This window comes from Lacinutrix himadriensis, assembly GCF_001418105.1.
In the GTDB taxonomy this organism is placed as follows: Bacteria; Bacteroidota; Bacteroidia; order Flavobacteriales; family Flavobacteriaceae; genus Oceanihabitans; species Oceanihabitans himadriense.
Map to the genome: position 1 here is coordinate 81,153 of NZ_LIQI01000024.1, position 23,986 is coordinate 105,138.

The 23,986-nt window shown below is 33.6% G+C and carries 14 protein-coding genes; 4 read left to right on the plus strand and 10 right to left on the minus strand.

Annotated elements, in window-relative coordinates; translation table 11 throughout:
• Positions 1–40 precede the first annotated feature (40 nt).
• The gene (locus tag AMD28_RS12300) at positions 41–1,969 is read right to left on the minus strand and encodes a T9SS type A sorting domain-containing protein (protein ID WP_055444446.1); all 1,929 of its coding nucleotides are present in this window, start codon (positions 1,967–1,969) and stop codon (positions 41–43) included.
• Positions 1,970–2,321: 352 nt separating this feature from the next.
• On the opposite strand from AMD28_RS12300, the gene AMD28_RS12305 reads away from it, so the two are divergent.
• The 4 genes from AMD28_RS12305 (at position 2,322) to AMD28_RS12320 (ending at position 9,704) form a co-directional block, all read left to right on the plus strand.
• Positions 2,322–4,235: a sulfatase gene (locus AMD28_RS12305; protein WP_083478303.1), complete on the plus strand. Its 1,914-nt coding sequence runs from the start codon at positions 2,322–2,324 to the stop codon at positions 4,233–4,235.
• A gap of 176 nt (positions 4,236–4,411) precedes the next feature.
• Complete coding sequence (locus AMD28_RS12310; RefSeq protein WP_055444447.1) at positions 4,412–5,797, plus strand: T9SS type A sorting domain-containing protein; 1,386 nt, start codon at positions 4,412–4,414, stop codon at positions 5,795–5,797.
• 302 nt (positions 5,798–6,099) lie between these two features.
• Positions 6,100–6,879, plus strand: coding sequence for a T9SS type A sorting domain-containing protein (locus AMD28_RS12315; protein ID WP_055444448.1), 780 nt, complete (start codon positions 6,100–6,102; stop codon positions 6,877–6,879).
• 116 nt (positions 6,880–6,995) lie between these two features.
• Positions 6,996–9,704, plus strand: coding sequence for an outer membrane beta-barrel protein (locus AMD28_RS12320; protein ID WP_055444449.1), 2,709 nt, complete (start codon positions 6,996–6,998; stop codon positions 9,702–9,704).
• A gap of 28 nt (positions 9,705–9,732) precedes the next feature.
• Here the strand turns inward: AMD28_RS12320 and AMD28_RS12325 are convergent, their stop codons facing one another.
• From AMD28_RS12325 to AMD28_RS12365, 9 genes are all read right to left on the minus strand, one after another.
• A complete protein-coding gene (locus AMD28_RS12325; protein WP_055444450.1) occupies positions 9,733–12,306 on the minus strand; it encodes a sulfatase-like hydrolase/transferase in 2,574 nt (857 codons plus the stop codon).
• 207 nt (positions 12,307–12,513) lie between these two features.
• Positions 12,514–15,018, minus strand: a complete 2,505-nt coding sequence (locus tag AMD28_RS12330; protein WP_083478304.1) for a sulfatase-like hydrolase/transferase — start codon at positions 15,016–15,018, stop codon at positions 12,514–12,516.
• 196 nt (positions 15,019–15,214) lie between these two features.
• Positions 15,215–17,080, minus strand: a complete 1,866-nt coding sequence (locus AMD28_RS12335; protein WP_055444452.1) for a sulfatase — start codon at positions 17,078–17,080, stop codon at positions 15,215–15,217.
• An 86-nt stretch (positions 17,081–17,166) separates the two neighbouring features.
• Positions 17,167–18,750 carry a sulfatase family protein gene (locus AMD28_RS12340; RefSeq protein ID WP_083478315.1) on the minus strand — a complete coding sequence of 528 codons (1,584 nt, stop codon included), beginning with the start codon at positions 18,748–18,750 and terminating at the stop codon, positions 17,167–17,169.
• A 496-nt stretch (positions 18,751–19,246) separates the two neighbouring features.
• Complete coding sequence (locus tag AMD28_RS12345; protein ID WP_055444453.1) at positions 19,247–20,581, minus strand: Gfo/Idh/MocA family protein; 1,335 nt, start codon at positions 20,579–20,581, stop codon at positions 19,247–19,249.
• A 30-nt stretch (positions 20,582–20,611) separates the two neighbouring features.
• The gene (locus AMD28_RS12350; protein ID WP_055444454.1) at positions 20,612–21,571 is read right to left on the minus strand and encodes a formylglycine-generating enzyme family protein; all 960 of its coding nucleotides are present in this window, start codon (positions 21,569–21,571) and stop codon (positions 20,612–20,614) included.
• Between the two features lie 20 nt (positions 21,572–21,591).
• Entirely contained in the window at positions 21,592–22,179 is a 588-nt protein-coding gene (locus AMD28_RS12355; RefSeq protein WP_055444455.1) for a YceI family protein, read from the minus strand.
• Complete coding sequence (locus tag AMD28_RS12360) at positions 22,179–23,135, minus strand: FAD:protein FMN transferase (RefSeq protein ID WP_055444456.1); 957 nt, start codon at positions 23,133–23,135, stop codon at positions 22,179–22,181. The genes AMD28_RS12355 and AMD28_RS12360 overlap by 1 nt, the downstream gene beginning before the upstream one ends.
• A 128-nt stretch (positions 23,136–23,263) precedes the next feature.
• Positions 23,264–23,911 (minus strand): 3-keto-disaccharide hydrolase, encoded by a 648-nt coding sequence (locus tag AMD28_RS12365; protein WP_055444457.1) that lies wholly within the window; start codon positions 23,909–23,911, stop codon positions 23,264–23,266.
• Positions 23,912–23,986 lie beyond the last annotated feature (75 nt).

Here is a 23,986-nt window from a genome sequence, read left to right on the forward strand (position 1 = left end):
ATTCTATATTGGTTTAACTAGTTAATAGTGGCAATTGGTGCTATTGTTTTATAAATTTAAAAACTTGAATTTCGCCATTTGTGGTATATGCTTTCATAAAGTAAATGCCATCGATTAGTATGGAAACATCAAACGAAGCTTGATTCTTTTTAAATTCTAAAATGGTCTGTCCGTTAGCGTTGTAAATACTTGCTGAAGTAATTTCATTGGATAATCTAAAATTTTGTTTTACAGGATTTGGAAATAAAACAAGCTTATTAGAGTTCGCGTCAAAAGAATCCACACTTAATGTTTCACCTACTAAATACGCTCCTTCTGGTCTCACATAAGGTATGTAATCTGGTTTAGGAGATTGCACCATTCTATCGTTTAATTCTTGCATTATAACCATTTCATCTGCAGTAATAAAACCATCTGTAATTGTGGTACTCCACGTGATGGTTGCTCCAGCATCTGTAAACGTTCTTATAAAACGATATGCTTGTTCCTCTTCAAAAATTAAATCTGCACTAGGAACACTCCATCGCTGTCTAATAGGTGCAAAATAGTGTTTTAATGTTTGTTTAGTACCATCAAAAGAAGACCAAGGGTTTTCTACAATTAAAGGAAAAGAAAATTCTTCATAAGCCCATGAGTTAGGTGGTGCTCCTTGTCCAAGTGGCGTAGGGTGGCCAGCAGTAAAATCCATATAAGGGTCATTTGCTTCTAAAAAGAAAACTTTATAATCTGTAGGGTCTGCATCCATTGTTGCGTCAGTATCTACTAATATATTATCACCATTCTGATCCTGTACATACGACTTTGTTAAATTGGTAGCAATAGCCGCGTCGGGATGTACTTCTCTAATCATTGCAATAAAAGTATCTAAATCTCCTGGTAAATTAGAGACATTATCAATCCAATATCCATCTACCAAGGTGTTAAATCGCTCAAAATAACCTCTTGCTAAATTTTGCCAAGCCAAACCTTCATCACCGGCAAAATTCTGCGTATAATAATCTTCCCAAGCTACCACTATTCCAGCTTCTGTGGCATCCACATTTCCTTGAATACTGGATGGGCCAGCACCATTAACATACAGAATTACTTTTTTCCCGGAAGCCTTAAAAATATTAATTGCATCCAATATAATTTGTTCGTTTTCTAAAGAAGGTACCATCCCTGGATGTATTTCATTGGCAACATCGACCTGCGTGTTACCTCTTAAAGTGTAAAAATAACCGTGTGCTGGATGCGTGAAATTTGTAATTACATGTCCGACTGCTGGTAAATTATCTGCAATTTGTTGTGCTCCAGCTACCCATTCATAGTCTTCCGTATTGTCTAATCTAATTCCTCCATTTACGTTAAATCGTACACCCCAAGAGCCAGATAAAAAGCTTGCTTTTGGTAACGTTTGTTCCGAATAGCCAGAAATAGTATCTATCAAATAAGTAGATGTAAGTGCTGCATTATCTCCAGAAGCTAGTACAATTGTTATTTGATCATAACCACCAGCTAAAGCAACATCTTCAGGTATGGTTATTCCGTTAAAATCAAAAGTAAAGGATTCCCATGTTTGTCCCTCTGTAAAGTTTAGCTGTAGAAATTCATTACTTGCCGATCCCATACTTGCATTTCTTAAATACAATCGGATTCTACTATTTGTATTATTCAAATCTGCAGTTGGAATAGAAGTATTTGCTTTTAATGAAATCGTATAGGAAGATAAATCGGTTATAGGATTTGTTAAGTCAAAGCGAATTTTTGGGCTAGTATCGCCATCTCTTAGAAATTTAGAAACTGTGGTATTTGAATTTATCCCATTTGTTTCTGGGTTTGTTTCATCCGTAGTAAATGTTCCAGCAGTTGCAATATTAAAATTAATGTTATTGGTACTGCTAGAATTTTCATACCAAAGTTGTTGTGCTTCCGTAGAGCTAACACCGATAAATAAAAATAGAATTATGAAATAAACCCTGTTAATCATGCCTTTAATTTTTTTTATAAATATAATAAGCATATAGTTATTAGGGTTTCTCTAATCCACCCATTTCTTTCTGTAATCCATCTAAATATTCAATTCTTAAATTACTGATAATAAGATGTTGAGGTTGGGTGGGGTTACTTCTTGTTTTTCGGTTTTCTAGAAATATTTTATTAATGGAGGAGGTGTTTATTTTTTAAAAGCTAAGGGAATTGACGGATTAAAGCAAAATTTAAGGCAATATCAGATATGATATAATTATATAGTTTTGTTATTTAGCCAAAGAATAGGAATCCTTCTGAAGGAAATTCTATGGAACATACTAATGAAGCAAAGGATAATTAATAAAACTAAAATGAAGTACAAATATTATATTACATGCATTATCGCAAGTGTTTTATGTTTTAACTGTAATGCCCAAAACCCAAAAGTAACAAACCTAAAAACGCAGAATATAGATAGGCCAGAACCTAATGTAGTTCTTTTGCTTACCGATGATTTAGGTTGGCAAGATGTAAAGGTTTATGATATAGACGAACCTTCTCCTTACGAAACACCAAACATAGATGCATTAGCAAAAAAAGGAGTGCAGTTTTGGCAAGCATATTCTCCAGCTCCTACTTGTGCGCCAAGTAGATGTGCCATAATGAGTGGAACACATCCGGCAAGAGCCCAAAAGACGCATGTTGTTGGTGGAGCACCTCCAACGGTTTATGCAAGCAAAGAGACACAGCGTATTATGGATCCTTGGTATAGCGGACGTATGCCAGAAAATGAAATGACGCTAGCAAGAGTATTGCAAAATAAAGGATATACCACAGGACATGCAGGAAAATGGCATATGGCTATTAATCATTTTGCTTTTCCGCAACCTACAGATCAAGGTTTTGATGTTTCTACCGCAGATCGTGGTGCAACGAGTCCGCAAAAACCACATCGATTAACCGATTTTGCAACCACGGATGCATCTGATCCTTACCGATTAGACGAAAATGGTTTTCCATACCATCAAAATAGTCAGGATGCTTTGAATTTCTTAAAAGAAAACAAACAAGACCCGTTTTTCTTATACTACGCTACATTTCTAGTGCATGCACCAATTCATACCAGAAGTAAAGCGCTTTTAGAAAAGTATTGCGAAAAGTTAGGCGTGCCATATCCAACAGATCCTAATCATTGGGATGTAAAAGGGCAGAACAATCCGTATTACGCTGCCATGGTAGAAATGTTAGATTATTATGTCGGACAGGTTTTTAATTATTTAGAAACCACAGACGATCCACGTTGGCCAGGTCATAAATTAAGTGAAAACACCTATCTTATTTTTACTTCAGACAACGGAGGAATGGAAAAAGCGCATGGGGATGTTGTAACCGATAATTACCCGTTAGACAAAGGTAAAATAAATGCAAAAGAAGGTGGTACAAGAGTCCCTTTACTGATTTCTGGACCAGGAATTAAAAAAGGAGTACAGTCGAATGTGGTTGTAAACGGACTTGATTTTTACCCAACAATTCTATCTTTATTAGGTGTTGAAAAACCTAAAAACAAACTTTTAGATGGAGATGATTTGTCCAATTTATTATTGAAAGACCCTACGGATGCTAAACTAGTTTTAGATAAAAACGGAAAAGAAAGAAATAGCATGATGTGGCATTTTCCACATGCTTCTTACCAAAGTACGTTGCGTGTTGGTGATTATAAGTTTATTAGAAATTATGATTATAAAAATAATCCGGACACCCCAGAGTTTGAGATATACCAATTATACGATACTAGTAATGGCGTAACTAAACGTGTAGATATTGAGGAAGCAAATAATTTAGCTACATCTTATCCTGAGAAAATAAAGACAATGAATAAGCAGCTTACTTTTCTTTTAACAGAAATGAAAGCAAGTTATCCTTCTTACAATCCGTATTATAAAAAAGACATGGAGCATAAAGAAACGGTGCCTACGGTATTATCTGCGTCCAAAGATAATAACCAAGTCACTTTTAAATATCAAGAAAATGGAGCGAAAGTGATAAAAGCCAATTTAATATACACCACCAATGGCGGACATCGTTATGAGGAATGGTTCAAAACAGATGCTAAAATTAACACCGATGGTACCATAATCGCAAGTTTACCAAAAGGAACCACTCATTATATTATTAACTTAATCGATGCGCATAATTTCTTGGTTAGTTATCCAGAAATGCCTACTATTAAATCGCTAAAAAAAGGAAAGAAGAAATATTCTAATTATGCTTTAAGTAATAAGTAATTTATTTTTTTTCGATTTTTAAAGTAGTTATTCGTATCTTATTTACCTTGTAATAATCTATTTATTAGTGTGTTGTGGGGTATTTGCAGTAAAAGAGAATGTTTTTGGGTGAATTAAGCAAAACATACTCCCTTTAATAAATTAAATTTGAACAATTAATTATAAAGCCACATATTATGAAAAAACAATTACTTACATTAACATTAGCACTTACATGCTTCATTGGGGTTTCACAAACGTTTATACATCATTCTGCGGATGATAATGTATTTCTAAATGTGACACCAGTAGCAGCTGCTACTTATACAGCGTCTGTAGTGAATCCTGACACAGTTAATCCTGCAGCAAATCCAAACACTTCTACAAATGTATCTAGCATATTATCGGGTGCAGTTAACAACAACTTTTTAATTCATTTGCCAGAGCCTTATTTTGTAGGGGATGCTTTTGATTTTAAATTTCGTTTTTATAGCGAAAATTCAGGTTCAAATGGAAATGGCTCGGGAAGAATAATTGTTAGGATGTTTAATTCAACTCTGGGGACTGGAGCTAGTAATCGTATTAATTTATCTAATACAGATAAAGTAGGAGGAGAATGGGAAGAATATACTTATTCAGAAGCTGCTTTACCTGATAATGCTAATGGTACAATTGATGCTAATGGTGGATTTGACACAATACTTTTTATACCTGCAAATGGAGCAGTTACTATTGAAACATTATACTTTGATGATATTGAATTAAATATAGATAATACTCCAACATCACTTCCTAGCGAGGCAACTTTAGATGCTGGAAATGATTGGTACCATAACTATAGCCCAGATACATTTGACGTAACAATTAATGAGGTACTAGGCGGTGTGTTTTTAGAACAAGCAGCAGCAGTGGCTACGCCAACAACTACAGGAAACAGTAGTCCATTAGTTGCCAAATTCACAAAAGGGGAGGATGTGCACTCACAATTAAAGTTTCAATTGCCGGCTGTAATTACAACAGCAAATCAATCGGCTGCTATTTTTAAAATAAGAGCCTATATACCATCTACGAATACAGCGCCAACTGTAGGTAGCCGTTTAAGATTGTTTTTACGAGATGGAATTGAAACTACAGGACAAAGGAACGTAACTAATGATGTTACTGTTTTTGATCAATGGCAAGAATACACCTTCGATTTTACCGGGGCAAACCTAACTGCAGCTTCTTACAGTACTGTAAATTTATTATTTGATCAACCAGATACGGATTTACTATCTACAGGGAATGAATATTTCTTGGATGCTTTTCAAGGACCATCTGGAGCTACATTGACTACAAATGACTTTGAATTAAATAACGCTTCTATTGTTGCTTACCCTAATCCTGTAACAAACAGTTTTCAATTAGCGGCTTCTAATGTTAATAATATTGAGAGTGTAACATTATATAGTATTACTGGTAAATTGTTAAAAACATTTAACGAAGAAGTTAATTATGATATTAGTGATTTAGCAACAGGAGTTTATATTGTAAATATTAAAACCCAATCTGGTTCTAAAGCTTTAAGAATTATAAAAGAATAACGTATCTATTTAATAGTAGATTAAATAATAAAAGAGCTTCTTAGTGGTATGTACTAAGAAGCTCTTTTGCTTTTGTATTATTAAGACAAAACAAGTATTTAAAGATTCTTGTGTTACAAATTTCGTGCTTTAGGCATTAATTAATTTTTCTATTAAAATTTGTTGTAGGTATGCTAAATCTTACATAAAGCCATGTGTTCAGGCACTTTTACAAGAAATGAGTCTGTTTTTGGGGGAATCGAGCAACGGAAAAGCCCTTTATAAACTTATCTTTGAACATATAATAAACAAAAACAAACATTATGAAAAAAACATTACTTTTAACCGCGGCATTATTTGTTGCTACATGTACCGCATTTGCGCAATACACAATCAATGGAACTATAGGCGCTACGGAAACAATTGCAGTTCCAGATCTAACAGGTATTACAACGACTTCAACAGGATCTACAAATTGGACAACAGGAAACCCGTCTTTTTATCAATTAAGAGATTTAGATAATGCTACTACACTTAATGGTTTTATGGAATACCAATTGCAAACTTCATCAGGATCTGTTGAGGCAACAATTAAATTTGATTATAAAATAGCTAAAGGTAACTCTGGAAAACTTAATATTACTATAGATGGAGTAACTGAGACAGTAACTTTAACAGCGATAGAAGCTTCAAATGCTTTTAGCGCATTTTTAGAATACACATTTTCTCAGACAGTAACTATTTCAACAACACCTATTACTGTGAAATTTGAATTTGAAAATATTATTCAAGATCAAGCACCAGATAGAACCGCTGTAAGAGCATACACAGTATATGTAACTCCTACTGCAACTTTATCTACAAATAATATAGATGTACAAGCAACAAATATTACTGCTTACCCAAACCCAGTAACCAATAGTTTTCAAATCAATTCTAATAAGAATATTGAAAGCGTAAAATTATATAATATTACTGGTCGTTTGTTAAAAACATTTAACGAAGAAGCTAGTTATGATATTAGTGATTTAGCAACAGGAGTTTATGTTGCAAACGTGAAAACTGCTTCTGGTTCTAAAGCGATTAGAATAGTGAAAAAATAAAGTATTTGATTAATAGCAAATTAAATATTAAAAGAGTTCCTAAGTTTTCTTGACTAAGGAACTCTTTTGCTTTTCTATAATGCCCTAATTTTAAATCGAAGTAATTTAACCATTAGATGAAACCATCCAAAATTTTAATTTTCGTTTTTCTTGTCCTGTCTAATCTTCTATTTAGCCAATCTGAACCGCCAATTAAAGGTATTGTTGTCAATGAAAATAAAGAACCATTAGAATTTGTTTCGGTAGTACTTTTAAAACAAAAGGATTCTACATATATTAATTACACGATTACGGATGCAAAAGGTGCATTTGCAATTCTAGATGCTCCGAAGGACTCTCTGCTACTGCAGTTTTCTTATTTGGGTTATGTCTCGCATTTTGAGCGCATCGCATATAAAAACAATCCAATAGACCTTGGTGAAGTCGTTCTTAAAGAAGATGCTTATCAATTAGATGCCGTTACTATTACTGCAGAAATACCTGTTCAAATAAAAGAAGATACTATTGCTTTTAATGCCAATTCATTTAAAGTCAATGCCAGTGATAATCTAGAAACTCTTTTAAAAAAATTACCTGGTTTAGAAATAGAGTCTAACGGAAAAGTAGTTGCTCAGGGTAACGAGGTCACAAAAATATATGTGGATGGTAAAGAATTTTTTGGTGGAGATCCAGCAATTGTATTAAAAAATTTATCAGCAGATGCCATTGAAAAAATTGAAGTGATAGATAAAAAAAGTGATGAGTCAGAGCTTACAGGAGTAGATGATGGTAACAAACAGATTGTGATTAATTTCACACTGAAAAAGTCGAAAAAAAAGCAAGGTTTCGGAAAAGCTTCTGCAGGTATAGGATTAGACAGTCGCTACTTTGGTAACTTAAACTACAATAAGTTTTCACCAACATCGCAATTTGCAATTATTGGTAAATACAATAATATCAATATTACGGGATCGAACATTCAAGGTTTTCTAGAAAATGCGGATGGCATTGCAGATGAATCGGATGATACCAATACAAGAAAAACGAAAAGTCTAAGTGGTTATTTAAAAACAGGCGTTAGTGGTATCAATTTTGGGCATTCCTTTAAAGAAAAAGAATCTTTTAATGCCGACTACTTTTATAACCTTTCCGATAATAGAGGCACGTCATTTTCTAAAAGAATTTCTTTTTCCAATTCGAATAACTTTGATTACGAAGCAGATAATAGTTTTGATAAGGTTTCCAAAAATCACAATTTTAATTTCAATTATAAAAACAAATCCAATAGCACGAATAGCCTTACTATTAAAGGACGTTTAAATTCGGATGAGGTGATGCAAAATTCACTAAGAGATGGATTTTATTATAATGAAGAAGGGGATTTGGTAACTTCAAACATTCAAAATTATAGTAATAAGAATACTAAAAATTCCTTAAGGTTTAATGTCGATTTCTATCAGAAGTTAGATAAGATAGGTCGTAGTTTTAGTGTTGGATTTAATACTAATATTAGCGGACAAGTAAAGGATAATGAACAAAACACATTTGTTACTAGAAATATAAATAATTCCAATACATCTAATAGTGAGGTTTTTGCGGTAAGAGATGAAACGTTTAATAACGGTTTGTATCAATTCAATTTTAAATACACAGAACCTTTAGCTAAGAATCATTATTTTAAATTACAATCCTTTTTAAAGGTCTTAAATCAAAACGAAGACATATACCAGCTTAAAACTATAATAACAAACAATAATGCCGAAGAAGGTATTTCGTATAAGTACAATAATAGAGAAGGTAGTTACCAGAACCGATTTGCTTATAACTACAGTACAAAAAAACTGAATATTTTTTCTGGTGTAGAACTTCAAGAGTTAGATAGGTCTTTTGGTGTAATTACAGAAGATCCTTTTAAAAGCAGTCAATTTTATTTAAATCCATTTGCAACGCTGCAATACAAACCTAGAAAAGGAGTAAAATACCGATTTTTATATAACAGAAAAATACGAAGTCCTCGAACGAATGAAAGCTCCACAGTTATCAATGATTTAAATCCATTTTATATACGAAAAGGAAATCCTTATTTGAAAACAGAAAAGAGTGACGATTTCTCTTTAATTGCTAATATTTACAACTACAAATCCTCTCTAAGCTTTACCAGTAGAATTAAATATCAATATTCTACCGATGCTATTATACAAAACATTGCTATTGATGATGCATTTGTTAAAACGAGAAGTTATATCAATAGTGGAGAGCGAAAACGATTTACATCTTTCTTAAATTTCAGCAAAAAAATTAAAGGGCTGGGAATGCGATATGCTATAAAGAATACTTATTTCTATAACGAATCTACTTCATTGATTAATCAGCAACTTAACGATTTGGTTTCCAAAGATTTTTTATTAGGTTTCTCATTAGAGAACTCGAACAAGAATTTGATAGACCTAAAGTTGGGAGCTAATTATAGCGTGAATAACACCTCTTTTTCTATAGAACAAGATCTTAATCGAACCTATAGAAAGCAGCACTATTTTTCAGCTGTAGATTATGATTTTACAGAAAAACTAAGTTTTAATACGCAATTTGATTATTTCGTTTTTTCTGATAATCAGTTTGCTACCAACCTACATTTACCAATTTGGAATATGGCTATTTCCTATACTATTGGAAATAGCCATAATATTCTTAAACTGGTTTTAATTGACCTTTTAGATGAAAACGTCGATTTTGAAAGACGAAGCACTACCAACTATTTTGAGGAAACCACCTCAGAAAGTTTAGGACGCTATATTATTTTGAGTTATACCTATCGATTAGGTAGCCGAAATAAAAAGCAAAGTTAATAGTGATAAGGGTTACCGTATGTAGCTCTTATTCTTTTAATAGTTTTAAGGTTGTTTTGCTTCCATCTTTTAATACCACTTGTAAAAAGTATAATCCGGTTTTAATACGCGAGATATCTATATCTTGATACTGATCCTTAAACTCTAATGTTTTTGCGCCATATAAATTATACAGAACACCGGTTTGTACTTCTTTGGTAAGACTGAAGGAACCTTTTGCAGGATTAGGGTATAACTTTAGGTCTAGACTATTATCTGTCACCTCATCCACTCCTAAGCTACTTAAATCTAAATGGAATGTAATATCGTAAATTCTAAACCTTGGAGTAGTACCTTCATTTGAATTGGAAAGCCCAGTTAATAAGAACTCCATAGATTGAGCCGCTTCCGTAAACGTTACAGGAGTATCAAATTCAAAATATAGGTCGTCTGTATCACTAATACTAGTGTATTCAAAACTTTGAGTCACATCACCAATAGTGATATTAAAATTTGCAGTATCTCCGGCTTTAGATCTTACTCCAAAGGTAATCTTTTCACACAGTACAGATTCAGTAGCCGCTACATTAAAATTAACACCATCTCCTCCTCCGTCAGTAATCATTTGAAGGAATGCAGGCCTTACTATTGTATTTCCTACTAGCTCACCATATACATCAGAACTTTCTGGTTGAAATAGTTGTACTTCATCTACTGTATTAAGTGTTATTTGCGTGATATTAACAATTTCTAATTCATCTGATAACACTAAGAAGTTATTTTCATCTCTTAAATCAAACACAATTTTATAGGCATTAGATGGTACATCTGCAGTTATCGTGTTACCATTTATAGTTACTACTCCGGCTTCAAACCATTCTTCATTTGCTTCATTTAATCGATACAATAAATGGCCATAACTAATTGCTGCTTTTGTTGCATCATCTTCTATCATTAGAGTAGCAGAACCTGTAGCTTGATTATAAGTTAACGAAGCAATTGCTGGGACAAGATTTTGGTTTGCAAGAGGACCGTCAGGTTCTGCATAATCCGGGTTCCATGCTGGGAATCTTGCATCATTATCTATTAAATATGCTTCCAATGTATCGATCATATCTTGTTTTAATGTCTGATCCATCGTAGTTATAACATTTATAGTTTCCTCTATATCTACAAGATTATCTCCTCCATTATACAATTGATATGCTTCGTAAGAATTGTCAGCATACTTTTTATATATTTTGTAATTACCTCTCCTAATAGATGATTTTGCCCTTTCATCAGAAGCATTAGGATAGTGCCAAAAAAGATCTGTTCTTTCGGTTGTTAGACCATCTCTTGTTTGTTCTACTATGGTATTAGTTCCTTTTAGTAAATCACTTAAATCTGCACCATCAAAATCGTCAGAAAGATTGCTAGCTATAGTTGTTCCTGTTAAAGATAAAATGGTTGGGAAAAAATCTAAACCATTAACAACATTGCTATATTCAGCTACTGGAATCTCTGGCCCAGTTACTATCATTGGAACACGAATACCACCTTCTCTAGAACTTGTTTTCCCTAAATCTAAAGGGAAATTATCTGCTACAACTTCAAAACCATTAGTCGCATTATTTTGTTCTGAAGCTCCATTATCTGAAGAAAATATAATATATGTTGTTTCGAATAACGTTTTACCTGGATTTCTAGGATCGTTAGTGGCTTGTAAATAATCAACTAGCTTACCTAAACTCCAATCTACTGTTTGCACCATAGCTCCATAAAATGGATTATATTCTCCAGCAGCAGTTAAAGGTGTCGTTTCCGTTGGTATACCATTTGGACCAACATCAGCTGCATTTATTTGACCAGAATCAACTAAATCGGCTGTTATAGCTTGTAACATTGGTAAATCTCTAGTTTGAACAGGAGTATGCACCAACCAAGTAGCCATATATAAGAAAAATGGTTCACCAGATCCACCATTAGCAGCTACTCTATTCTGCATATACGCTACAGCTTCATCTGTAACAGAATCATATGGTATTCCATCAGCATCTAAAGGGTAATTTGGATCATTCCCACCAAAATTTGAAATATCATATCTATCCCCCATATTTTGGTTTACACCTCTACTTGTAAATTCCGTATCAAAGCCTTGGTCTACAGCTACAGGAAAACCATTGGCTCCATCAATATGCCATTTACCAACATGGCCTGTATGGTATCCATTTGCACTTAAAGCTTCTGCTATAGTATACTCATTAACATCTAATCTTTTTGGAAAATATGGGCCAATTATTTTACGATCCGCTTGTGAATTCCTTAATATCGGTAAGCCACCACCAGATACTTGAGTCATTTTAGTTTTAACAGGGTGTCTACCACTTAACATTGCTGCTCTAGATGGCGCACAAGTAGGTGCAGGAGAATATGCTTGCGAAAACTTAGCTCCAGCAGCAGCTAAAGCTTCCATTTTAGGAGTTTGCCAAGGAACAGGGTCTCCTAGGTTATTAAGATTAGTGTCTTGCCAACCTAAATCATCGACATAAAAGATTACAATGTTTGGCTTAACAAGTTCTTGTGCATTTATCTGTGGTAAAAAAAGGAGTCCAAATAAATAAAGGAGTGTAGTGTTTTTCATCTTGAAATTATTTTAGATAAAGATAGAATTTTAGTATAAAGTTATTCTGCTATAATTGACCAAAAAGTTACTTATATCGACCATTTATTTTTTTTTGTTATTTAAAAAGAAAAAAGCACTATAGGTGTAACGCTATAGTGCTTCTTTAATACGTGCTAATTTTAGTTATTTAAGAGGAGTTGTTTTAGGGGGGACAACTCTTTTTGTTTATTCTTTTAATAATTTTAAGGTTGCTGTACTGCCATCCTTGTTGGTTACTTGTAAAAAGTATAATCCTGATTTAATAGTCGATATATCTATATCTTGATACTGGTTATTAAATTCGAATGTTTTTGCACCTTGTAAACTATACAAAACACCAGATGTTACTTCTTTTGAAAGACTAAAAGTGCCTTTTACAGGATTAGGAAATAATTTAAGTTCTTTAGTATTAGCAGCTATTTCATCCACGCTTAAAGATTCATCCATATGAAAGGTAAGATCATAAATTCTAAATCGTGGTCTTAATCCACCAGAATTACTAGCCGATGTAATTATAATTTCCATTTCTTGACTTACATTGGTAAATGTAACAGGAATGTCAAAATCAAAATCTACATTCTGGTTGCTGGATGAACTTGTATAATCGAAAGTTTTAGTAGCATCACCAATAGTAACCACACAACTGATTATATCATTTTCTTGCGATCTTATGTCAAATACAATATTACTACATACCACAGAGGTACCTGTTGTAGATTTTACAGTAAACTTTGCACCATCTCCACCGCCTTCTGTTCTCATTTGCAGGTAGGTAACCGTAGTACCATTACCATTTATTGTTGTGCCTTCTATTAGTTCAGAATGTTTTGTTGTAGGATCAAAAGCTTGTACTTGGTCCGTATCATTAAGTATGATCTGCGTTACAGGAACGGTAGAAACTTCTTCAGATGTAATTAAAAAATTATTTTCGTCTATAAGTGTAAATACAATACCAATAGCTGTATTTGGAACATCGGCAGTTATTGTACTACCATTTACAGTAGCGTCTACTTCAAACCATTCGTCTTGAGTCTCTTTATACAATAAATATGCTTTACTAATTGCTGCTTGACCAGATGCTGTGGTAACATTCGTTGTTGCAATACGCGTATCTTGATCAAAACTAGTTGTAATTATATCAGGTACATTATTTTGATTTACTAGTGGTGCACCAGCCCCTGTATAATCTGCATTCCATTGTGGAGTCCTAGCATTGTTATTTGTTAAAAAGGTTTCCAATTTGTTAATCATTTCATTTACTATTGCTGGATTCGCTGTGTTTATAACATTTGTAGCTTCTTCTAAATCATTATTGCTTCCATCAGTATTATATAACTGATAAAGCTCGTAAGAACCATCTATATAATTTTTATATAATTTATATGCATTACTTCTAATAGCCGATTGCATTTGGGTATCTGAATTGTTAGGGAAATGAAAATATAAATCTGTTCTTTCATTGCCACTAGCATCGTCTATTGTGGTAGCTGTTCCTTTTAAAAATGGAGATAAATCAACACCAGCTAAATTATCAGAGACACTCGCATCTACAGTAGTACCTGTTAAAGATAAAATGGTAGGATAAAAATCTAAGTGAGATGCAACATTGTCATATTCACCTACTGCGATATCCGGACCTGTAACCACTAGAGGGGTACGAATACCACCTTCTTGTATATATTTTTTTCCTTTATCTAAAGGGAAATTATCTGTAATGATTTCACCACTATTCGTTTCTGCTCCTCCATTGTCGGATGCAAAGATGATATAGGTAGTTTCGAATAATTTTTTTCCAGGATTTCTTGGGTCATCTGTTGTTTTTAAATAGTCCACTATTTTTCCTAGACTCCAATCTAATGACGCTACCATTGCTCCGTAATACGGATTGGTTTGTCCTGGTGTTGTAATAACTTCATCGGCAGTTGGTACTGGAATCCCTAATTTATCGCAATAATAGGTTAGTAATGCTAAATCTCTAGTTTGTATTGGTGTATGTACTAACCATGTCGCCATGTATAGGAAAAAAGGCTCCGATTTATTATCTTCTAAAAAGGATAATGCATTTTCTGTTACCGAATCATAAGGTCTACCGTCTGCATCTGTTCTATATGGATCATCTACGGCTGCTGTTGCGTAACCAGTAGATCGATCTCCCATACCTGTTGCAATACCTCTTCCGGTAAACTGAGAATCAAAACCTTGATCAATAGCTTCCGGAAATGTATTATGACTCACTGCCATATGCCATTTTCCTACATGACCAGAAGTGTATCCATTCGGACTTAAAGCCTCTGCAATAGTTACTTCTTCCAGTTGTAATCTACCAGGATAATACGGATGAATCAACTTATTGGCGTTATTGTTACTATTCACTTCAGGAATCTGTCCTCCGCCAACATGCGTCATTTTTGTTTGTGTAGTATGGTGCCCACTCATCATCGCGGTACGAGATGGAGCACAAGTAGGAGCAGGAGAGTACACTTGCGAAAATTTAGCACCTTCTGCTGCTAGACTTAACATATTTGGCGTTTCCCACGGTACGATAGCACCTTCGTCATTTAATTGGGTGTCTTGCCAACCTAAGTCATCTGCGTAAAAAATGATAACATTTGGCTTATCAATATTTTGAGCAAATATCTGTGGTAAAAAAAAGATGCTAAATAAAAAAAGTAGCGAGGTGTGTTTCATCATTAAATTTTTTTAAACAAATTTATATTTTATGTAGAATTCCATGCTTCTTTAATTGACCAAAGAGTTTCTTATATCGACCATTTGTACTTTTATAGTATTTAGAATATACGTAGTTAACAAATTGGTTACTATATAAAACAAAAAAAGCACTATAGGTGTAACGCTATAGTGCTTCTTTAATACGTGCTATTTTTAATTATTTAACAGGAATTGCTTTAGTAGCAAATACTTTCGTTGTTTTTTGATATCCTGCATCCGGATAACCAATTAAGTAATTGTTTTCGTCTACCAGATTAAATACATAATGTGTAGTTCCTTTTGGTAGTAATGCGGAAACAGTATCCCCGCTAAGTGTCATATCTATTGGAAACCAAATCTCTCCTTTTATACCTCCGTTAGTAGTGAATATAAGTTCTGCTTTTACCACTTTAGCACCATTGTTTTTAAATTGTAACCACACTTTTTCGCCATCTTTACCATGATCTAAAACGGTAGGGATTTTAGATTGGTTAGGTAATGATTTTTTACTCGTTGGATTTAAAAAAGGAAATCTAGCATTTAATTTTTCTAATCTTTCTTCTAAAAGACGATCCATTTCTTTTGCTTTTTCCGGTATTTGACTTGCAAGATTTTTAGATTCTTCAATGTCTACACGATTAGAACCATTTTCATAAAGTTGGTACAATTCTAAAGTCGCCTTTTCTTCGGTATCGGTATATTGACGTACCAATTTGTAGCCATCAATACGCAAAGTAGATTGCATAGAACTGTTAGGGAAGTGCCACATCATGGTATTTCTAGGTGCTCCTGTTTCGGTATCTATAACTAATTTGGCATCCGTTGGGTCTTTATCTAATAATGTAGATAAATCGGCACCATCTAATATTTGGTTTTTTTCTTTTTGACTTCCTGTCCAACTCAATATAGTAGGGTAGAAGTCTACACCATTCACCATTACGTTAGATTCTACGTTTGCAGCAATAGTTGGTCCTGTTATGATAAGAGGAACTCTTGTTCCACCTTCTTTTGCATTTATCTTTCCTTTGTCTAAAGGGTAGTTGTCTGTGATGATTTCTTTAGTATGTTGTTCCATACCACCATTGTCTGAAGTGAAAATTACATAGGTATTTTCAATTAACATGTGTCCTGGCCATCTAGGATCTTCTGTTTCTTCCAAATATGTAATTAGTTGCCCTGTATAATGATCTATCATTTCTACCATAGCAGCATAGTATGCGTTTTTCTGACCTGCTTCATCCCACATGTCATTCTTTTTCGGATATTCTAATCCTAATTTTTCATAGTATTTACGCAATAAAGCTTCACTTCTTGTTTGTATCGGCGTGTGTACTAATCGAGATGCATAAAACAGAAAAAATGGATCTTTTTTGTTTTGGTCCATAAAGTCAATACCATCTTGTGTGATATCATCAAAAGGAAAACCATCTTTGTCTAGAGTAAATGGATCGGAAGCATCTGTTGTTGCAAATTCTGTGGTACGATCTTTCATTCTTTTATGCGCACCAAAGCCATGTTTAGAGAAATCAAAACCTTGATCTTTAGGTTCTGGATAGTCCGTTACAGCAATACCAACATGCCATTTTCCAGAATGTCCTGTTTTGTAACCATTCGATTTTAGAGATTCTGCAATGGTAACTTTAGAAATATCTAACGCTCCTCGCATCCAAGGACTAATCAAAGTAGAGCCATGGTTAAAAGGTAATGGTGGATGTCCTCCTCTTACGCTAGTTCTTTCTAAGCGAACTGGGTGTTGTCCAGATAAAATTGCACCTCTAGAAGGAGAACAAGTAGTTGCAGGAGAATACGCTTGCCAAAATAGAACGCCCTCTTTTGCTAATCTATCAATGTTTGGCGTTTCGTATGGCGAAGGTTCGTCAACATCGTAACATTTTACATCTTGCCAACCTAAATCATCGGTTAAGATTAATACTACATTTGGTTTTTTTGGTCTTTCTTTATCAGAAGGCACTGGTTCTTGATTCCCGCAGGTAGCAGGTAAGTTAAGACTTAAAAGAAGGGCGAATAGAATGAATTTAGACATGGTATTTATGTGATGTAATTATTAGATAGTTTTTTTATGGTAAAAATGAATAGGAAAAAGTGTCCTTCATAAATGCCTTCTTTAGGCTAATGAGCTATGTTTTTCTTGTTCTTTTTATTCTTCTTATTTGTTTTGTTCTTTTTTTTGGATGTACTCTTATTAGGTGAAGCATTATTTTCTCCAGTCAAATAAGGCTTCTTTTCTTCAGCAGTGGCATTTCTGTCGAATAAAACCGCATATTTCTGATATAAATGTTCTGTAATTGCTTCTTCTTTTAATTTAGCTAGATGTTCATCGTATATCGAACGCATTTTTTGAAGTTGCTTTTCTGCGGAAGGATCTGTAGCTTTATTCGTCATTTCTAGTCGATCTTTTCCTATATGAAAAAGCTCTTCCGTAGGTTTCATTCTGTCATCTTCATAATTCCAGAAAATATATTTCCAATCTTTAGAAACTACTCCCATGGCTTGTGTTTCGTCATGACCCCACATATTTGTTAGCGCAATGGTTTCGCGTTTAAATTTCTTTGGTTTTTCTATCAAAAGGCGTAAATCTTCCCCATCCATATTTGCAGGAGCTTCGATTCCTGCATAGTTTAAAATAGTTGGAGCCATATCAATGTTAGCAGTAATTTCATCACGTCTAACACCTCTTTCTTCCATAGGTGTTCTTGGATCGTAAATAATTAAAGGCGATTTGGAAGCTTCTTCATAAGGTAATACTTTTCCTCCCATGTTATGCGCACCACAGCTATAGCCATTGTCAGAGGTAAATATAATAATAGTATTGTCAGCAATTCCTTGTTCTTCTAATGTTTTTCTAATCATTCCTAAAGCGTAATCTACACCATGGATTAATTGGTTGTAATTTTTAATGGTTTTTTGGTAACTTTCTTCTGAGTCCCTCCAAAAGGTATAGCCATTATACTGTCTTCCGTTTTTTGGTTGAGGTGCTAAATGTTTAGCGTTTTCTGCGCCATAGTTTTCTGGTTTCTTATACGTTTTACCCTTGTAGACATAATCAAAATACTGGTCTGGAGAAAATGGCATGTGAGGTGCTTTAAAGCTAATAGACATAGAAAAAGGTTTGCCTGATTCTTTTGCTTCTATAATGAAATCTTCTGCCCAAGCTGCGTATGCTCTTGTACTATGCGGATATTTTTCAGCATATTTTGCCATGTACTTGTTATTCGCTGTTTTATAACTAGTTTGTCCTAAGCCTCCTGCCCAATTGTCAAAATCATCTATAGGAAGTGTATCCCAGTTATTATGTCTTGTACTACTTCCATCGGAAACTGCTAATCCAAATTTACCAGCAAAACCAGTGTAATATCCTTGTTCTCTAAGAATAACAGGATATGATTTCGCAAACTTATCTTTTGTTAATGGTCCGTGATCAAAATTACAACCCGCTTTATACTCGTACATTCCTGTTAAGATAATAGCTCTACTTGCCATGCAAATAGCGGTAGTGTTGTAGTGGTTTTCAAATAAAACACCTTCTGCTGCTAATGCATCCATATTTGGTGTTACTACTTGATCGTTCCCATAACACCCTGTCGCAATACTTGTTTGGTCATCGGATAAAAGGAAAATGATGTTCGGTTTTTTCTGTGCAAAACCACTAGCTGTAATGGTACAGATAATTAAGGATAGAATTATTCTTTTCATGAATTCATTTATTTTTTTTAGTAGCAATTTTGTTTAAATATTAAGAATATAATCTTTTTACAAATTAATCAATTTGTATCTAAATAGCCTATGCTCATTTCAGTCTTTTAGTTGCTCTTTTTCTTTGTTTCCGGAAAACTTGAGTAAAAACAAAGGATTCTAAGTCAAAACTGTAGGGTTAAAATATAATTTAGGTTGTTTTAAGATAGGAGAAGTTTCTTTGTTTTCAATGAAAAGTGCCCCAAATAGTGTTTGACTTTTTGGGGCACTTTAGTAAAAAGTGTTTTTTCTCAAATCACTTTCACTTTTATTTTCATAGTATGAAGATGACTAGGGATACTAAATTATGCAATATATCCACATCGTCGGCAAATAATTCTTCGGTGTGGTATTTTACAATTGGTTTTGTGTTGATGGTTCTATTTTATCATGGCCATAAATACAATTGTTTGGTGTATTAGGTAGTTTTATCGGTTTCCTTTTTATTGTAAACTGCTTATAAAACGATTGTCTTACCTGGAATTGGAACCGGATAATCTCCAAATTCATTTGGCAATACAGGTGGGGTGGAACTCATATTCGTGTCCTCTGCATAATTGAATAAAGCAACTTTAGATTCTATAGCTTCATCCCATTGCAATTCTTTACCTGACCAACCAGACATTCTTCCTAAAACACCTGTCATAGATGATTTTGCGGCATAAAAAGCATCATTAAAATAAGGTTTGTTATGGTAAATACTTTCGATTAAATTTTTCTGAACCAAATCAAAAGAGCCGTGTAAACGCCCGTACTTTTCGCTACTTGCTCTAAAAATTTCTTTTCCTTTATTGTTGTAAATTACGGCATCGTCATTTATGATACATTTTCCTTTTGAACCATAAAAATACTCTCCTTTTTTATTTGTACAATTTGGTATATTTCTGCTATAACTATGTAAAGAAACATCATTTTTATATTTGAAGTTAGAGGTTAAGCTATCAAAACCTCCTAATGAACCTGAGAAATTCTTATCCGGAGATTTCCCTCCTAAAGCGATTACAGATTGTGGATTAGTTTCATTTAAAACCCAATTTACAATATCTAAATTATGCACATGAAACTCTTCAATATTTCCTCCACTTACCCAAGCAAACGATCTCCAATGTCTATTTTGAAATTCCATTTCTGTCCAATTTTCTTCTCTCTTACGTTGTAAATCGCCTATTGGTTTTCCCAGCCAATAACATTCTGCGGTATGAATGTCACCAATTGCTCCATCATGAATTTCATTAACTACAGCTTGGTATCCAGGTGAATATCTTCTTTGTAAACCAGCCGCTACGTACAATTTATTTTGTTTCGCTAATGAAGCGGCAGCTATAACTTGCTGAAAACCTATAGAATCTACACAAACAGGTTTTTCTATAAATACGTGTTTACCTTGTTTTATAGCTTCCTGAAAAATTACAGGTTTAAATGCTGCTGGAGTTGTAATGAAGACAATGTCTGCTAATGCAATTGCGTCTTTATAGCCTTGAAAACCAGTGAATTTGGTTTCTTCGGTTACTTTAATTCTATTTTTATTTTTTACCGCTTTTAATAAAACTTTTTCTCTGTGATCTATATTGTCTTTAAACAAATCGCACATTGCAACTAGTTCTGTAGGGGTTTCTAAATCTAAAGCTGCTTTCACTGCTCTTGTTCCTCTTCCTCCACATCCAATAAAGGCTATTTTTAATGCATCTGACGAACTATTTTGAAAGCCTAATACGTTAGCAAAAACTCCCGTTGAGGTTAAAATTCCTGCTCCAGCTAAAGCTGAATTTTTAATAAAATCTCTTCTTTCCATTATTTTATATTTTTGGTTAACTATATAGGTTTATTCTAACATGGATGAAAAGAAGACTTCAACATCTTCCTTACTTGGTTGCTCTAAAGGCCTTACCAACCTAAAACCAACAAACTCTGAATCTGTATTCCACCAAAAACTTTTAGGTAGTTGAGGATCTCTCGCTTTCCAATCGTCTGTTGAAGTAATTCTATTTGTACTTCTACATGCCGTTTCATCATCTAAAAATGAACCTCCACGCACGGATCTTGGATACAATGCATCTGGCATTCCTCTAGGATCTTTTTCTCCATCTTTTATGGTTGTGTAAAAATCGGCATAGTATTGATCTAAACACCACTCGGATACATTTCCATAAATATCATATAATCCGTTTGGATTTGGCTTTTTTAAACCAACTTGGTGTAATTGCCCTTCTGCATTTTCGGCATACCAAGCATATTCGGATAAATCATTTTTCTTTTTTCCGAAGAAATACGGAGTTTCTGTGCCTGCTTTTGCCGCCAATTCCCATTCCGCTTCTGTTGGAATTCTATAAAAAACGCCAGTTCTTTTATATAGCCAACGACAATAAGATAATGCGCCATATTGTGTTAAACCAACCGTTGGTTTCATATCATCATCTTCTAATCCTTTTGAAGGATCTTCATATGGACTTGAGGGTCTAGAAATTACTTCAGGATTTAAACTACCATCTGCTAATTTATCCCTTGTTGCATCGGTAAATAGTAAAAATTCTTTATGGGTAACTTCAAAAGCACCCATCCAAAAAGAACTAATTTCCACTTGTTTTTGTGGCAACTCATCCGCTTCTTTTTTCTTATCTTTTTTTGAAGCTCCTAACATAAAAGTAGCACCTTTAATTGGTACCATCTTAAAGGATACATCCGTACCTTCCATGTTTTGTGTATAAGCCTTAAAATCGGTTTGGGCTAAACCATTTGTAGTTGAAAAAGCAATTGCAGCAACTAATAATTTAAGTAATTTCATATAATAGTAATTAAGGAGATTTATTGTTTTATAAAGCTTACATTAAACTTTACATTTAATTCATCATTTGTCTTTAGTTCTCCAAAGAAAGCGGTAGGCTTCTCAATATTAAACATAGACATGGTAAGGTCTTTGCTACCTTCAAAAGAAATCGTTTTCATTTCTGTATTAAAAAAACCATTTAATGTAACGGTAAGTGGTTTGCTAACACCTGCTGCAGTAATTGTTCCTAAAGATTCTAACACGAATTTATCGCCATTTACAGCTATAATATTATTTTCTATAGATTTAAAGGTTACCAATGGATTTTCATCACTAATTAATGCATTCTTAATTTTTGAATTCATCATTGGACCTCTACCACTTTCCATTTTATCCACAGGAAAACTAAATTCTAAATTGGAATAAAGAATTTTACCAATTTTAATTTCTTCTGATGTAGTAAAACTTCCTGTTGCCTCTGTAGCTTCTACAGACCAATCACTAACTGTTGAAGATCCATCAATTTTCATTGTAGATTCTTTAGAAAGCGTATATGCTGTTTGAGCCTTAACCCCTAAACAAACTAACAAAAAAGCTAGTAATAGGATGTTTGTTTTATTATTCATTATTTATTGTTTGTTTTAAAAAAATTGCTCGTCGCAAAAATAATATCGTGCTTATTAAAGATTAGTAATTCGATATTCTTATGATTATTGATTATTTTTTCAATTTCATCTTTATCCATTGTAATATTGAATGTGGACGCCAAATAATCAGCTTCAATGGCACTATTTGCAATTACTGATGATGTTAAATTATGAGAAACCGGTGCTAATGTTTTTGGATTTACAATGTGAGAGTACTTTTTACCCTCTATTATTCTAAATCGGTATGTTTTACCAGAAGTAGCTATTGCTTGACCAGATTTTAATGCCACGATGTAGTTTTTGCTATTTGTTGCTGAAACTCCCACATTCCAAAAATCTGTATTTTCAGGGCTGCCAAACACTCTAATGTCACCTGCAGCTTCAATTAAAAAAGAAGTGATGTTATTTTTCTTTAGAAATGCATACACCTCATCAATGATATATCCTTTGGCTATTCCTCCTAAGTCTAACTGACTCTTCCTTTTTAAATAAATATCGTCAGAATTAGTAATGGTTAAAACGGAATTTAATCCAATAAATTTCTGTTGTTTTATTAAAGATTTCTCCGAAGGAAACTTATTTCTTTTTTCGGCTTTATTCCAAAATTCAATTAGTGGTTTTACCGAAACATCAAAATAACCATTTGTTTTTAGATGGGCTTGTTGTGAAAGTTGTAAAAGTTTTGCTAATTGGAATGAAGCATTTTTAAGTTTTCCGTTTTTATTCAGTACACTTATTTCGCTGTTTTTTAAATAATTACTAAAGATTTCGTTTAAAGAATCAACTAATAAATAGGTCTGATGAGCAATTAAATCTGCCTTGTCTTTTTCTGAAGCATAAAAAATCAGTTTAAAATCTCCACCAAGCTTTTTCTCATTATATGTAAACTTATCTGCATATAAATTTACTGTTGTAAAAACAGTAATTAACAGCATAACGTTTCTATATAAATTTCTACTGACTTTCACTTTGTAAATTTTAACCTTTTTAATAAATCGATGCTTTACTTTGGTTAGCTATCTTTTTTAAAGAAAAAACAACCAAAACCGAATTCCTAAAACTTTTATTTTGTGTGTAATTTGTATTTCATATTTTTAAACGCAACAGGACCATGATCTCCTTGAATCATAATTGGAGCCAAAGGAATTTCGGTTTCAAAAGCAGCGGCTCTAGTTGGTCCAGTAACTTCAATATTTTTATGTAACAATGTACCGTTTAACCAAACTTCATCAAATTTTGCGTTTTTAGTTTTATTTCCTGCTTTGTCAAAAGTAGGTGCGCTAAATTTTATTTTAATATGTTGCCACAAACCAGGAGCTTTGGCCGCGTTTATGGAAGGAGGATGCCCTTCGAACCCTTGTTTTCCTTTTTCTGCTGTTTTGTTCCAGCGTTGGTAAATAGCACCCATATCCGCATATGTAGGTTCTTTTACATTCCAGCTGTCATAAAGTTGAATTTCATATCTTCCTTGTAGGTAAATGCCAGAATTAGATTCTTTGGGTATCATTACTTCCAACTCTAGCTCAATATCTCCATGTTCAAAGTTTGTGAAAATATTTTTTCGGCTTCCTTTTTTTGGAGTGTTTAATAATACACCAATGCCATCCATCGCAGAAATGCTTCTTTTTTTGGAAGTGTCTACTATTGCTTCACTTACAATTTGCCAGTTTTTTGAAGTTGGTTTAAAATCTGAAAGATCTTCCAATACCATATTCGTAAACGGTAATGTCTGGGGCTGTTGCGCTGATTGGCTTGTTTTTTCAACGTTTTTTTGTAACCCACATGA

Bases quoted from the DNA above. Each gene is read 5' to 3' on its own strand.
- AMD28_RS12365 (WP_055444457.1), bottom strand. From the start codon at position 23,911: ATGGTATTGGAAGATCTTTCAGATTTTAAACCAACTTCAAAAAACTGG.
- AMD28_RS12300 (WP_055444446.1), bottom strand. From the start codon at position 1,969: ATGATTAACAGGGTTTATTTCATAATTCTATTTTTATTTATCGGTGTT.
- AMD28_RS12355 (WP_055444455.1), bottom strand. From the start codon at position 22,179: ATGAATAATAAAACAAACATCCTATTACTAGCTTTTTTGTTAGTTTGT.
- AMD28_RS12315 (WP_055444448.1), top strand. From the start codon at position 6,100: ATGAAAAAAACATTACTTTTAACCGCGGCATTATTTGTTGCTACATGT.
- AMD28_RS12305 (WP_083478303.1), top strand. From the start codon at position 2,322: ATGAAGTACAAATATTATATTACATGCATTATCGCAAGTGTTTTATGT.
- AMD28_RS12325 (WP_055444450.1), bottom strand. From the start codon at position 12,306: ATGAAAAACACTACACTCCTTTATTTATTTGGACTCCTTTTTTTACCA.
- AMD28_RS12330 (WP_083478304.1), bottom strand. From the start codon at position 15,018: ATGATGAAACACACCTCGCTACTTTTTTTATTTAGCATCTTTTTTTTA.
- AMD28_RS12340 (WP_083478315.1), bottom strand. From the start codon at position 18,750: ATGAAAAGAATAATTCTATCCTTAATTATCTGTACCATTACAGCTAGT.
- AMD28_RS12310 (WP_055444447.1), top strand. From the start codon at position 4,412: ATGAAAAAACAATTACTTACATTAACATTAGCACTTACATGCTTCATT.
- AMD28_RS12320 (WP_055444449.1), top strand. From the start codon at position 6,996: ATGAAACCATCCAAAATTTTAATTTTCGTTTTTCTTGTCCTGTCTAAT.
- AMD28_RS12345 (WP_055444453.1), bottom strand. From the start codon at position 20,581: ATGGAAAGAAGAGATTTTATTAAAAATTCAGCTTTAGCTGGAGCAGGA.
- AMD28_RS12350 (WP_055444454.1), bottom strand. From the start codon at position 21,571: ATGAAATTACTTAAATTATTAGTTGCTGCAATTGCTTTTTCAACTACA.
- AMD28_RS12360 (WP_055444456.1), bottom strand. From the start codon at position 23,135: ATGCTGTTAATTACTGTTTTTACAACAGTAAATTTATATGCAGATAAG.
- AMD28_RS12335 (WP_055444452.1), bottom strand. From the start codon at position 17,080: ATGTCTAAATTCATTCTATTCGCCCTTCTTTTAAGTCTTAACTTACCT.